At 72.0% G+C, this 11,687-nt stretch carries 11 protein-coding genes; 4 read left to right on the forward strand and 7 right to left on the reverse strand.

Annotated elements, in window-relative coordinates; genetic code table 11:
• Nucleotides 1-2: 2 nt before the first annotated feature.
• Nucleotides 3-302, reverse strand: coding sequence for a hypothetical protein (locus DDJ31_RS38860; RefSeq protein ID WP_240678308.1), 300 nt, complete (start codon nucleotides 300-302; stop codon nucleotides 3-5).
• A 342-nt stretch (nucleotides 303-644) separates the two neighbouring features.
• Between DDJ31_RS38860 and DDJ31_RS38865 the strand changes: the two genes are divergently transcribed.
• Nucleotides 645-1,082 carry a hypothetical protein gene (locus DDJ31_RS38865; protein ID WP_240678307.1) on the forward strand — a complete coding sequence of 146 codons (438 nt, stop codon included), beginning with the start codon at nucleotides 645-647 and terminating at the stop codon, nucleotides 1,080-1,082.
• On the opposite strand, the gene DDJ31_RS02785 is transcribed toward DDJ31_RS38865, so the two are convergent.
• Both DDJ31_RS02785 and DDJ31_RS02790 read right to left on the reverse strand, forming a co-directional pair.
• Nucleotides 1,079-1,900: a S1 RNA-binding domain-containing protein gene (locus DDJ31_RS02785; RefSeq protein WP_240678306.1), complete on the reverse strand. Its 822-nt coding sequence runs from the start codon at nucleotides 1,898-1,900 to the stop codon at nucleotides 1,079-1,081. The two genes, DDJ31_RS38865 and DDJ31_RS02785, sit on opposite strands and share 4 nt — an antisense overlap.
• Before the next feature lie 155 nt (nucleotides 1,901-2,055).
• Nucleotides 2,056-3,234: an acyl-CoA dehydrogenase family protein gene (locus DDJ31_RS02790; protein ID WP_127181891.1), complete on the reverse strand. Its 1,179-nt coding sequence runs from the start codon at nucleotides 3,232-3,234 to the stop codon at nucleotides 2,056-2,058.
• A gap of 132 nt (nucleotides 3,235-3,366) precedes the next feature.
• On the opposite strand from DDJ31_RS02790, the gene DDJ31_RS02795 reads away from it, so the two are divergent.
• The gene (locus DDJ31_RS02795; RefSeq protein WP_127181890.1) at nucleotides 3,367-3,945 is read left to right on the forward strand and encodes a histidine phosphatase family protein; all 579 of its coding nucleotides are present in this window, start codon (nucleotides 3,367-3,369) and stop codon (nucleotides 3,943-3,945) included.
• Nucleotides 3,946-4,313: 368 nt separating this feature from the next.
• Here the strand turns inward: DDJ31_RS02795 and DDJ31_RS02800 are convergent, their stop codons facing one another.
• The 4 genes from DDJ31_RS02800 to DDJ31_RS02815 all read right to left on the reverse strand — a co-directional run bounded on the left by DDJ31_RS02800 (nucleotide 4,314) and on the right by DDJ31_RS02815 (nucleotide 8,894).
• Nucleotides 4,314-4,694 (reverse strand): ferredoxin, encoded by a 381-nt coding sequence (locus DDJ31_RS02800; RefSeq protein ID WP_127181889.1) that lies wholly within the window; start codon nucleotides 4,692-4,694, stop codon nucleotides 4,314-4,316.
• Between the two features lie 231 nt (nucleotides 4,695-4,925).
• Entirely contained in the window at nucleotides 4,926-7,313 is a 2,388-nt protein-coding gene (locus DDJ31_RS02805) for an ATP-binding cassette domain-containing protein (RefSeq protein WP_127181888.1), read from the reverse strand.
• 56 nt (nucleotides 7,314-7,369) lie between these two features.
• Nucleotides 7,370-7,780 carry a VOC family protein gene (locus DDJ31_RS02810; RefSeq protein ID WP_127181887.1) on the reverse strand — a complete coding sequence of 137 codons (411 nt, stop codon included), beginning with the start codon at nucleotides 7,778-7,780 and terminating at the stop codon, nucleotides 7,370-7,372.
• A gap of 205 nt (nucleotides 7,781-7,985) precedes the next feature.
• Nucleotides 7,986-8,894, reverse strand: coding sequence for an endonuclease/exonuclease/phosphatase family protein (locus DDJ31_RS02815; RefSeq protein WP_346656297.1), 909 nt, complete (start codon nucleotides 8,892-8,894; stop codon nucleotides 7,986-7,988).
• A 170-nt stretch (nucleotides 8,895-9,064) separates the two neighbouring features.
• Here DDJ31_RS02815 and DDJ31_RS02820 point away from each other — a divergent pair, with 170 nt between their 5' ends.
• Both DDJ31_RS02820 and DDJ31_RS02825 read left to right on the forward strand, forming a co-directional pair.
• A complete protein-coding gene (locus tag DDJ31_RS02820; RefSeq protein ID WP_276319337.1) occupies nucleotides 9,065-9,466 on the forward strand; it encodes an STAS domain-containing protein in 402 nt (133 codons plus the stop codon).
• On the forward strand, nucleotides 9,463-11,679 hold the full coding sequence (locus DDJ31_RS02825; protein WP_127181885.1) for a SpoIIE family protein phosphatase: 2,217 nt from the start codon (nucleotides 9,463-9,465) through the stop codon (nucleotides 11,677-11,679). Before DDJ31_RS02820 ends, DDJ31_RS02825 begins: the two co-directional genes overlap by 4 nt.
• Nucleotides 11,680-11,687 lie beyond the last annotated feature (8 nt).

Genomic DNA, 11,687 nt, shown 5'->3' on the forward strand with positions numbered 1-11,687 from the left:
CGTCAGGTTTTACCGATCTTCGGGTGGTCACCGCCGCTCTCTGCGTGTCCTGGCCTCTCGGTCGGGACCACATCGAGCCTGATTCCCAGGATTCGGTGGGCAAGCACATCAAGGCCCTTGGCGGAGGCACCCGCCCGGTTCGCGACAGACCCCCAAGCGACCCCGTTGCGGCGGCCGGATTGCTGACGGCGGCCGTCCGCTTGCTCGATGATCCTGATCTCCACGAACTCGTCGACCACGCCCGAGCCGCCCGCCCAGGCAGCGCGAGCAGAGCCCCATGGGTCCACGTCTTCGAACGGCATCACTCCTCATGCTCGGATAGGTTGCGACAAGCGATAGCACCCCTGACCCGCACATACCGGCGCACCGGCCCGCGCGGAGCCAGAATCCCAGAACGACAGGGCGGTTACCGCCCTGAACACATTCCCGCGTTCTTGGAGGAACGCTGGTATCAGGAGCGTCTCGCACCGCTCCAGAGATCGACGCGGAAGCGAAGTCCGTACGCCGTCTCGCAGCCGTCCTCCTTGTCCAACAGGCTTCTGGCAGGGCGCAGGGTGACGCCGCAGACTTCCTCGGCATCAACCCTGCCGGAGGCCAGTTCGTGGCCACGGGCACGCTCCTGCGGTGGCTCAGAGATGGGCAGGATGCCTTCAACGCCGCTCTGCACGACCTGGCCGAAGGAGCTCGACCGCGCGACAGACCCCACCAACTACCAGCGCCGGCGCGAGGTGCTGCGAAGCTGGTCCCTGTCATCCGAGATCTGGAACGAGATCATCACCAGGCTTAGGCCCGTCCCAGGGCCCGTTCGCCCCAACCTGGACGACCGAGTACGCCAGGAAGCGTCCGCGTTCGTCTGGGCCTATGTCACCGGCGGCGAGCCGCTCTTCGCGCCGCGGCACGTCGAAGCCGAACAGCCCCCGGAGGTTCGCCCAGTCTGGCGGGAGCGCCGGGCGGACACCTGGTTCCAGCTCTCCCGTCCCGACGCTCTGAACCACTACACGGCCCTGCGCAGGCTCCTCTGTCAGCATGGCGATGCCCTTATCGAGAAGATCGAACCGGGCACCAGCATGCCCATTCGCTAGGTTCTGTCCGCTCCGCCGACAGCGCCGAGTCGCACCCGGTGACGCTGGAGGTCGACCTCGGCGACCTCCACCGTGATCAGCTGGCCCTCATCGACAAGCTGATCCGGAGTCTCGGTCGGCTCGTCAGTCAGCTCAGAGAGATGCAGGAACCCGACAACGTCAGGGGCAAGCTGCACGAACACGCCAAAGGGAACGATATTGGTGATCGGCCCGGTGAGGATTCGGCCGGCCTGATCCGCGAACCGAATGAGTGGATCTTCCTGCAGAGCCTTCAAGGAGAGCGTGACCTGTCCGGAGCGCGTCTCGGCGATGATCACCTCAGCGGTGATCCGCTGGCCGGCTCCGACTGTCTCGGAGGGGTGGTTGATCCAGCCCCACGTCAGGTCCGGCACCCGAATAAAGCCGGTGCACAGGCCCTCGGGTTCGCCGTCGACGTGAACGAAGACCCCGAAGTTGTGAACCTCGGCGACCGTCCCGGTGACGACCTGCCCGCGTTCGAGCGCGAGGAGGAAGGACCGCAGGGCCGGGGTCTCGCACGCCCTGGCGGAGAGGTGAAGCTGCCCTTCGCGCCAACGCCCGATTTCCTCGGCATCGATCTCCTGGCCGACCTCAAACAGCTCGGATGGATGCTCGATCCGACGCATCGACGCTTCGTGCAGAGGAATCCGACCGATCTCGGTCGCTTCTCCTTCGGCATCCACGAGCTGCACCAGGACGTCCGCTCCGTCGAATCCGATGACCTTCACCGTTCTCACAACCTCCGGCCGGAGCTGGTTGATCAAGGACTGCAGGCGAGGGTCAGGGGTTGGCTCGGACATGGAGGTGAGCCTAGTCGGGGCCGATCGCAGACAACGGATTCCGTGCTGACACGACAGTTAGCCTGCTGAGTCACACGGAAGCTTCGTCGCCTGGCCGGCAGCCAGTGCCAACTATCCCGCTTTTGTGCCAACTAAAAGGCTTCGTCACACGCGCGCTATCGCCGCACCCGGGGCATCCCCAGCCCGATCCACGAGATGATCTCACGCTGGATCTCGTTGTTGCCGCCGCCGAAGGTGAAGATGACGGCCGAGCGGTAGCCGCGTTCCAGCTCGCCGTGGAGGACCGCGCCCGCCGAGCCGTCCTTCAGGGCGCCGGCCGCGCCGACGATCTCCATCAGCGCCGCGTAGGCGTCCCTGCGGGCCTCGGAGCCGTACACCTTGACGGCGGAGGCGTCCTGCGGGGTGAGGGTGCCGTCCTGGACGGCGTTGACCATCTGCCAGTTGAGGAGCTTGAGGGCGTCGAGGCGGGTGTGGGTGCGGGCCAGCAGCCTGCGCACCCAGGGCAGGTCGACGACCCTGCGGCCGTCGGCGAGCTTGGTCTCCCTGGCCCAGCGCTGGACGTCGTGCAGGGCGCGGATCGCCATGGTGCCGTGCGCGGCGAGGGTGACGCGCTCGTGGTTGAGCTGGTTGGTGATCAGCCGCCAGCCCTGGTTCTCGGCGCCGACCCGGCGGGAGACGGGGACCCGGATGTTCTCGTAGTAGCTGGCGGTGGTGTCGTGCGAGGCGAGGGTGTTGATGAGGGTGCAGGAGTAGCCGGGGTCGGAGGTCGGCACCAGCAGCATGGTGATGCCCCGGTGGGGCGGCGCCTCGGGGTCGGTGCGGGTGGCGAGCCAGACCCAGTCGGCGGTGTCCCCGTTGGTGGTCCAGATCTTCTGGCCGTTGACGACGTAGGTGTCGCCGTCGCGGACCGCGCGGGTGGTGAGGGCGGCCAGGTCGGTGCCGGCGGCGGGCTCGCTGTAGCCGATCGCGAAGTCGATCTCACCGGAGAGGACCCGCGGCAGGAAGTACTCCTTCTGCTCGTCGGTGCCGAACCGCATGATCGTCGGGCCGACGGTGTTCAGCGCCATCAGCGGCAGCGGGACGCCGGCCTGGGCGGCCTCGTCGAAGAAGATGAACTGCTCCATCGCCGTCAGTCCGCGGCCGCCGTACTCCTCGGGCCAGCCGACGCCGAGCCAGCCGTCGCTGCCCAGCCTGCGGATGGTCTCCCGGTAGAAGCGCTTCTGGCCGAGCGCGTCGCGGAAGCGGGCGTCGGGGTCGTCGGGCACCAGATCGGCGAAGTAGGCGCGCAGTTCGGTGCGCAGCCGCTGCTGCTCGGGCGTGTGGTCGAGATGCACGGCGCCTCCAGGCTCCCGGGAGCGGTCCTGACGGCGCACACCGTAGAACGTGTTCCAGAAATTGGGAATGCCGATGCGGCGGCGCGGCCCGCTTAGAGTGGCCCGACCACGGACGGGAGGCGGAGCGCCCACATGACGACCCGGTTGACGTTGATCACGCCCGCGATCAGTGCGGCCCTGCGGGAGGCGCGGTTCGACGACGGCCGCTGCCCGCTCGATCCGGCGGGCGCGCGAGCGGCCCGCGCGGCGGCCGGCACCCTGCCCGCGGCGGACCGGGTCCTGGCCTCACCAGGCGCGCGCTGCCGCGAGACGGCCGAGGCGCTCGGCCTCGACGCCGTGCCCGTACCGGAGTTGGCGGGATGCGACGCGGGGCGTTGGCGCGGTCTGACGCTGGCCGAGGTGACCGAGCGGGAACCGGCGGAGCTGGCCCGCTGGCTGACGGACCCTCAGCAGGCGCCGCACGGCGGGGAGTCGGTGCGGGCGCTGTGCGACCGGGTGGCGCGTTGGCTGGAGTCCGCCGCGCGGGAGGCGGGCCGGGTCGTCGCCGTGGTGGAGCCTGACGTGGCGAGGGCGGCGATCGTACGGGCCTTGGGGGCACCGGAGTCGGCGTTCTGGCGCGCCGACGTCGCACCGCTGGCGGCCGTGGAACTCTCCGGCAGGGCCGGGCGCTGGAACGTCCGGATGGGCCGCCCCCTGGACGGATCACCTTGAGCACGACGGCCACCGCGACCGCTGCGGCTACGGCGGCCACCTCTCGGGGTCGGCCGGGTCCGCTCGGCGCGGCCTCGGCCACCGCCCGACAGCCGCGAGGGGTCGGCCGGGTGCGTCCGGAGCCGCTTCCCCTCGGCCGCGTCCGGGGCTACTTCCCCTCAGACGGCGCGAGACGACCCGATCCGCCTCGGCCGTCGAACGGCTATCCCCTTGTCCGCCCTCACGCCGAGACGGTCCGGTCCGTTCCACCCGCCGCGAGCCGATCGCGGTTCACGCGGGCCGCCGCGAGACGGCCCGGTCCGTCCTGCCGGTCCCCGCACAGCTGCCGACCCGTGCTGACACGTGAAGTGACGTGACATCACCTCGCGTCACATCACGGTCAGCAGGGCGCCGAAGTCGGCGCACGCCTGGGCGCAGGCGCGGCACGCCTGGGCGGCCTTCGTGGCACCCGGCTGTCCGTCGAGGATCTCCGCCGTCTCCAGGCAGACGCTCCTGCACCACTCCAACTGCACCCGCGTCCCTGCCTCGTCGAGACTGTTCTGCTCGGACAGCACCACACAGGTCGCGTCGCACACCTCGGCGCACATGACCCCCTTGCGGCGCACCCGTTCCTGCTCGCCGTTGCCCTCCGGGCCGAGCAGCCCGGCGCGCACGGCGCACGCCCGAGCGCAGTCGCTGCACGCCTGCGCGCAGCCGAAGCGGTCTTCCAGGTACCGGAACAGCTCCTGCTGGGATGTCGACGAGGTCACGGTCTCCGGGTTGCCGCACCGGGGCGCGCCAAACCACGGGAGCGGGCCGGGTACGGAACGCCGGTGCGGAAGGCGGGTACGAGAGGTGGGTGCGGAAGGCGGGTACGAGATACCGGTACGAGATGCGGGTGCGACAGCCGCGCTCGGCCCCTGACCCGCACCAGCGGACCGTCGGCCCAGCCCTGCCCCGCCCGCCCCAGCCCAGCTCGGCCCCCGCCCTGACCCCGCCCCTCAGCCGCCGACGTACTCCGCCAGATGCTCCCCGGTGAGTGTCGAGCGGTCCGCGACCAGTTCCGCCGGGGTCCCCTCGAAGACGATCGTGCCGCCGTCGTGGCCCGCGCCCGGTCCGAGGTCGATGATCCAGTCGGCGTGGGCCATGACCGCCTGGTGGTGCTCGATGACGATGACGGACTTGCCCGCGTCCACCAACCGGTCGAGCAGCGCGAGGAGTTGCGCGACGTCGGCGAGGTGGAGGCCGGTCGTCGGCTCGTCGAGGACGTACACCCCGCCCTTGTCGCCCAGGTGGGTTGCGAGCTTCAGCCGCTGGCGCTCGCCGCCGGAGAGGGTGGTGAGCGGCTGGCCGAGGCTGAGGTAGCCGAGCCCGACGTCGGTGAGGCGTTCCAGGATGCGGTGGGCAGCGGGGGTGGCCGCCTCTCCCGAGCCGAAGAACTCCGTCGCCTCCGTCACCGGCATCGCGAGGACCTCGCTGATGTCCCGGCCGCCGAGCCGGTACTCGAGGACCGACGCCTGGTACCGCTTGCCCTCGCACTCCTCGCAGGTGGAGGAGACACCGGCCATCATGCCGAGGTCGGTGAAGACGACGCCGGCGCCGTTGCAGGTGGGGCAGGCGCCCTCGGAGTTGGCGCTGAACAGGGCCGGTTTGACGCCGTTGGCCTTGGCGAACGCCTTGCGGATCGGTTCGAGGAGTCCGGTGTAGGTGGCCGGGTTGCTGCGCCGGGAGCCGCGGATGGGGCTCTGGTCGACGGAGACGACGCCGTCCTCGGCCGGGATCGAGCCGTGGACGAGGGAGCTCTTGCCCGACCCGGCCACGCCGGTGACGACGGTGAGCACTCCGAGCGGGAGGTCGACGTCGACGTCCCGCAGGTTGTTGGCGTTCGCGCCGCGGATCTTCAGCGTGCCGGTGGGCTCGCGGACGGAGTCCTTGAGCGCGACCCGGTCGTCGAGGTGGCGTCCCGTGGTGGTGCCGGAGGCCCGCAGCTGTTCGACGGTGCCCTCGAAGCAGACGGTGCCGCCCGCGGCGCCCGCGCCGGGTCCGAGGTCGACGACGTGGTCGGCGATCGCGATGGTCTCCGGCTTGTGCTCCACGACGAGCACGGTGTTGCCCTTGTCGCGCAGGTCGAGCAGCAGCTCGTTCATCCGCCGGATGTCGTGCGGGTGGAGTCCGACGGTGGGTTCGTCGAAGACGTAGGTGGTGTCGGTGAGGGAGGAGCCGAGGTGCCGGATCATCTTGACGCGCTGCGCCTCGCCGCCCGACAGGGTGCCCGCGGGCCGGTCGAGGGCGAGGTAGCCGAGGCCGATGTCGACGAACGACTCCAGGGTCAGCCGCAACGCGGTGAGCAGCGGCGCGACCGACGGCTCGTCGAGGCCGCGCACCCAGGCGGCCAGGTCGCTGATCTGCATCGCGCAGGCGTCGGCGATGTTGATGCCGGCGATCTTCGAGGAGCGGGCGCCCTCGGAGAGGCGGGTGCCCTCGCAGTCGGGGCAGGTGGTGAAAGTGACGGCGCGGTCCACGAACTCGCGGATGTGCGGCTGCATCCCCTCCCGGTCCTTGGCGAGCATCGACTTCTGGATACGCGGGATCAGACCCTCGTAGGTCTGGTTGATGCCCGCGATCTTCATCCGGACCGGCTCGTGGTGGAGGAAGTCGTGGAGTTCCCGCCGGGTGAACTTCTTGATCGGCTTGTCCGGGTCGTAGAAGCCGGACTCGCTGTAGAGGCGGTAGCTCCAGCCGCCCGCCTTGTACCCGGGGACGGAGAGCGCGCCCTCGGACAGTGCGAGGGAGTCGTCGTAGAGCTGGGTGAGGTCGAGGTCGGTGACCGTGCCGCGGCCCTCGCAGCGCGGGCACATGCCGCCGGTGCGCGAGAAGGTGGCCTTGACGGCCTTCTTCGCGCCCCGCTCGACGGTGATGGCGCCGCTGGCCCGGACCGAGGGGACGTTGAAGGCGAAGGCCCCGGGCGGCCCGAGGTGCGGGTCGCCGAGCCGGCTGAAGAGGATGCGCAGCATCGCGTTGGCGTCGGTGGCGGTGCCGACGGTGGAGCGCGGGTCGGCGCCCATCCGCTGCTGGTCGACGGTGATGGCGGTGGTCAGTCCTTCGAGGACGTCGACCTCCGGCCTGGCCAGGGTCGGCATGAAGCCCTGCACGAAGGCGCTGTAGGTCTCGTTGATGAGCCGCTGCGACTCGGCGGCGATGGTGTCGAACACCAGGGAGCTCTTGCCTGACCCCGAGACGCCGGTGAAGACGGTCAGCCTGCGCTTGGGCAGTTCGACGCTGACGTCCTTCAGGTTGTTCTCGCGCGCGCCGTGCACCCGGATCAGGTCGTGGCTGTCGGCGAGGTGTGCCTCGGACGCGGGCGCGTCCCTCCGCGAGGCCTTGCTCATGGTGTCTCCATCGGTCGGGCGGAACGATTCTCTGGTCCGGCGGTGGGGCGGACGGCTCAGGAGCGTTCCTGGAGGCGGATCAGATTGCCCGCCGGGTCGCGGAAGGCGCAGTCGCGCACCCCGTAGGGCTGGTCGGTGGGTTCCTGCACGACGTCGGCGCCGCGGGCCGCGAGCAGGTCGAAGGCGGCGTCGATGTCGTCGGTGGCCAAGAGGACCATGGCGAAGGTGCCTTTGGCCATCATCTCGACGATGGTCCTGCGCTCCTCGTCGGTGAGGCCGGGGTCGGCGATCGCCGGATGCAGGACGATGGACGTCTCCGGGCGGCCCGGCGGGCCGACGGTGAGCCAGCGCATGCCGGCGTGCCCGGCGTCGCCGCGGACCTCGAAGCCGAGGACGTCCCGGTAGAAGACGAGGGCCGCCTCCGGTCCGTCGTGCGGCAGGAAGCTCGCGTGGATGCTGATGTCCATGCCCGCCACGCTAACCGGGCCCACCGGCCGCGCGCTTCTCGGATCCTGACCGTTCGGCGCCGGGCGCCCCCGCACCGGGCGGCGACGCGGGGGGCGCCAGGCATTCTCGCGCGACACGGCATCCGGGTCAGGCGGCGCCGTCGCCGGGAGGAAGGCCGCACCTTATGAGAGAGCCGGCGGACGGCGGCCTGGAGCGCTGACCGCGTCACAGCGGCAGTTCGGCCAGCAGTGGCCGATGGTCCGATATCCCGGTGCGCGGCGCGCACACCGCGCCGACCGCCGCCTCGCCGACGCCCGCGGCGAGGAGGTGGTCGAACTGCACGGCTGGCCGGTGGGCGGGGTAGGTCGGGGTCCGGGCGAGATCGGCCCATTCGCCGCCGAGCGGCCCGTTGAGGACCGCTCTCGGCAGCGGGCCGACCAGGTTGCAGTCCCCGAGCAGCAGCCACGGCCTGGGCAGGTCGACGATCCACCGCCGGACGGCGCGCAGTTGGCGCGCGTTCCAGCCGGGCACGAAGGACAGGTGCAGCGCCACGGCGGTGAACGCCCCGCGCTCGCCCTCCACCACGGCCGCGACGGCCGCCCGCGCCTGGTCCCGGCTCAGCACGAGGCCGGCCCGCCCGGCGACCCGCAGCGGCAGCGGCACCGGGGCGGGCGCCAGGCGCAGCACCCGCCAGGCGCGCACCGGACGCCGGGACAGTAGGGCGATCCCGAGCGAGGGCGCGGCGCCGGCGGCCCCCGCGACGTCACCGGGCCCGTAGAGGCGGGCGCCGGGCACCTCGGGGTCAGGCACCCAGCCCCGCCCCGGTACGGTCCGGCCGTGGACGGCGGAGGCGTACCGCCAGTCGACGGCGTCCATCGCGGCGGCGGCCACGGCCGCCTGATCGACCAGCCCTGACCGGTCCTGGTAGCGGTCCACCTCCTGGAGGGCGAGCAGATCGGCGTCGAGGGCGGCGACTGCGGTGGCGAGCGGCGCCCGGGGGTCACCGGGGGCGAACGGGACGGGCCGGCCGTCGCCGCGCAGGGCGCGCCCGTGGAGCACGTTGAACGTCCCGCACCGCATCCCCGGTGCCCTCGCCTGCGGCCCCGCGTCACCCTCGTGCGTCACATCCGTCACAGGGGGAAGGCTAGGGCCTGTCGTCCCGGTCGCGGGGCGGCGGGCGGGGCGGGCCGCGCACGGGCGGTCGCCCGGTGCGGGGACGCGGTCGTCCGCTCCGCGGGCGCCGTCCTTATGATCGATGTCGTGACGGTACGGATCAGGAGCGAAGGTGACCGACGGTGTTCTCGGTGAAGGTCCGGCCGATGGCACGGGCCACCGTGTTCGCGCTGCGCGGTGAGCTGGACCACCACAGCGCGGTGCAGTTGGCGGAGGCGGCGGACGCGGCGCTCGCCGGGCCGCGCCTCCAGCCGCTGCTGGTGATCGACTGCGCCGACCTCGACTTCTGCGACTCCACCGGCATCAGCACCCTGGTGACGATCCACCAGCGGCTGTCCGCGCGCGGCGGCGTGCTGCGGCTGGCGGCCGTTCCCGGTTCGGTGGCCCGGGTCTTCGGTTTGACCGGACTCGACCAGGCCATCGGCGTCTTCGCGACGGCCCAACGGGCACTCGCCGACACGCTGCACCCCCCGACCGGGGACATTCCGTCCTCGGCACCCGCGGCACGTGAGAGGCAGGTGGAAGGACGATGACCGTCGTTCCTGGGCAGCATCCTCACCGGCCCGTCGAGTCCGGCACCGGCCCGGCCGAGGCGGAGCTGGACATCCGGTCCCTGTTCGGCCAGTCGACGGCCGTGTTCGCGTCCCTGGCCGGGCCCGCGCACCTGGTGGAGGCCGCCAACCCGGCGTTCTTCACCGCGATCGGCGGCGGCGACCGGGTCCGCACGGGCGTACCGCTCGCGGATCTCGTGCCCGAACTGGCCGGTCATGAGCTGATGACGCTGCTCGACGCGGCGTTCCGCACCGGCAGGACGCACACCGGACGCGACGCCCGGGTCCTGCTCGGCACCCCTCCCGCCGTCCGGGAGGCGTTCTTCGACTTCACCTACGAACCCCGGTTCGACGCCGGCGGCAACGTCACCGGCGTACGCGTCATCGGCGTGGAGACCACCCAGGTCAAGCACGCCCAGCGGCTCACCGCCGAACACCGCGCGCTGCTGGAGCAGATCGCCCGCCAGGCACCGCTCGACCAGGTGCTGGACGGCATGGTCCGGGTCATCGAGGAACTCGCGCCCTACGAGATCCTCGCCTCCGTGCTGCTCGCCGACAGCGACGGACGGCATCTGCGGCACGGCGCGGCGCCGAGCCTGCCGTCCTTCTACAACCAGGCCATCGACGGCATCGCGGCGGGCGAGGGCGTCGGCTCGTGCGGCACGGCGGCGCACCGCAGACAGATGGTCATCGTCGACGACATCGCCACCGACCCCTTCTGGGACGACTTCCGCGAGCTGGCCGACCGGGCCGGGTTGGCGGCCTGCTGGTCCACGCCGATCCTGGCGCGGGACGGGTCGCTGCTCGGCACCTTCGCCATGTACCACCGGGTCCCGCGCACCCCGCAGGAGTCCGACCTCGCCCTGTCCCGGGTCTTCGCCGACACGGCCGCCCTCGCCGTCGAACGCCACCAGGCCGAGCGGGCGAGGCTCGCCGCGGAGGCGAAGGAGGCGGCCGCCCGCAAGGACCTCGCGTTCCTGCTCAGGGCCAGTACGGCGCTCTCCTCCGACCTCGACCACACCCAGACTCTGCGGCGGCTGGCCACCGCGTGCGTGCCCGCCCTCGCCCCGCTCAGCGCCGTCGACATCGTGGAGGCGGGCCGGGTCCGCCGGGTCGCCACCGCCGCGCCCACCCGGGACGAGGAGACCCTGCTCGCCTCGCACATCCCGCTGTACGACGCCGACGACGACGCGGTCGCGCGGGTCCTCGCCTCCGGTCTGAGCGAGGTGGCCCGCCGCACGCCCACCGGCCCAGGGCCGTGGCACGACCTCGGGGTCACCGGATACCTGTGCCTGCCGCTGCTGGACCGCGGTCGCGCCTTCGGCACGCTGACCCTGCTCTCCACCGGCGAGCACGTCTTCGACGGCCACGCCGTCGCCCTGGCCGAGGAACTCGCCCGCCGCGCGGCCCTCGCCGTGCTCAACGCCCGCCAGTACACGCAGCGGGTCGCCCTGGCCCGCGACCTCCAGGCCGGGCTGCTGCTGCCCCGGGTGCCCGAGCTGCCCGGCGCCGAGGCGGCCGTCCACTACCACCCGGCGGGCGAGGGCCTCGACATCGGCGGCGACTTCTACGACGTCTTCCCGCTCCGGGACGGCGGCTGGGCGTTCATGCTCGGCGACGTCTGCGGGCGCGGCGCGATCGCGGCCACCACCACGGCCCTGGTCCGCCACACCGCCCGCGCCGTCGCGCCGCTGCTGCCGGGCCCCGAGGCCGTCGTGCACGCCGTCAACCAGGCCCTCCTGGACCGGCCCCAGGACCACGGAACCGGGTTCGTCACCCTCGTCTACGGCCATCTCACCCCGGTGGACTCCGGCGGCCTCGACATCGACCTCGTCCGGGCCGGGCACACCCTTCCCCTGCTCATCGACGGAGCCGGCCCGGTGCGGCCCGTCGAACTGGACGGCGCCCTGCTCGGCATCGCCGCCGACCCGCACCTGCCCACCCGGCGGCTGCGGCTCGCGCCGTCGGAGAGCCTGCTCCTGTACACCGACGGCATCATCGAGGCCCGCGACGGAGGCCGCGACCAGTTCGGCGAGGAACGCCTCGCGGCGGCCCTGGACGCCGGAATCGGCACCGGACACACCGCGCGGGACGTCATCGCCGTCCTCACCGAGGCGGTACGGGAGTTCACCCTCGGCACAGAGGTCGACGACGACCAGGCGGCCCTGGTCCTCACGGCGACCCCAACGGCATGAGGTGAGCC

The organism is Streptomyces griseoviridis, from assembly GCF_005222485.1.
Lineage (GTDB): Bacteria > Actinomycetota > Actinomycetes > Streptomycetales > Streptomycetaceae > Streptomyces > Streptomyces hintoniae.

What these genes read in the sequence shown, in the direction of transcription:
- DDJ31_RS38860 (WP_240678308.1), bottom strand. Translation starts at nt 302, where the DNA reads ATGCCGTTCGAAGACGTGGACCCATGGGGCTCTGCTCGCGCTGCCTGG.
- DDJ31_RS38865 (WP_240678307.1), top strand. Translation starts at nt 645, where the DNA reads ATGCCTTCAACGCCGCTCTGCACGACCTGGCCGAAGGAGCTCGACCGC.
- DDJ31_RS02785 (WP_240678306.1), bottom strand. Translation starts at nt 1,900, where the DNA reads ATGTCCGAGCCAACCCCTGACCCTCGCCTGCAGTCCTTGATCAACCAG.
- DDJ31_RS02795 (WP_127181890.1), top strand. Translation starts at nt 3,367, where the DNA reads ATGACGACCCGGTTGACGTTGATCACGCCCGCGATCAGTGCGGCCCTG.
- DDJ31_RS02805 (WP_127181888.1), bottom strand. Translation starts at nt 7,313, where the DNA reads ATGAGCAAGGCCTCGCGGAGGGACGCGCCCGCGTCCGAGGCACACCTC.
- DDJ31_RS02810 (WP_127181887.1), bottom strand. Translation starts at nt 7,780, where the DNA reads ATGGACATCAGCATCCACGCGAGCTTCCTGCCGCACGACGGACCGGAG.
- DDJ31_RS02825 (WP_127181885.1), top strand. Translation starts at nt 9,463, where the DNA reads ATGACCGTCGTTCCTGGGCAGCATCCTCACCGGCCCGTCGAGTCCGGC.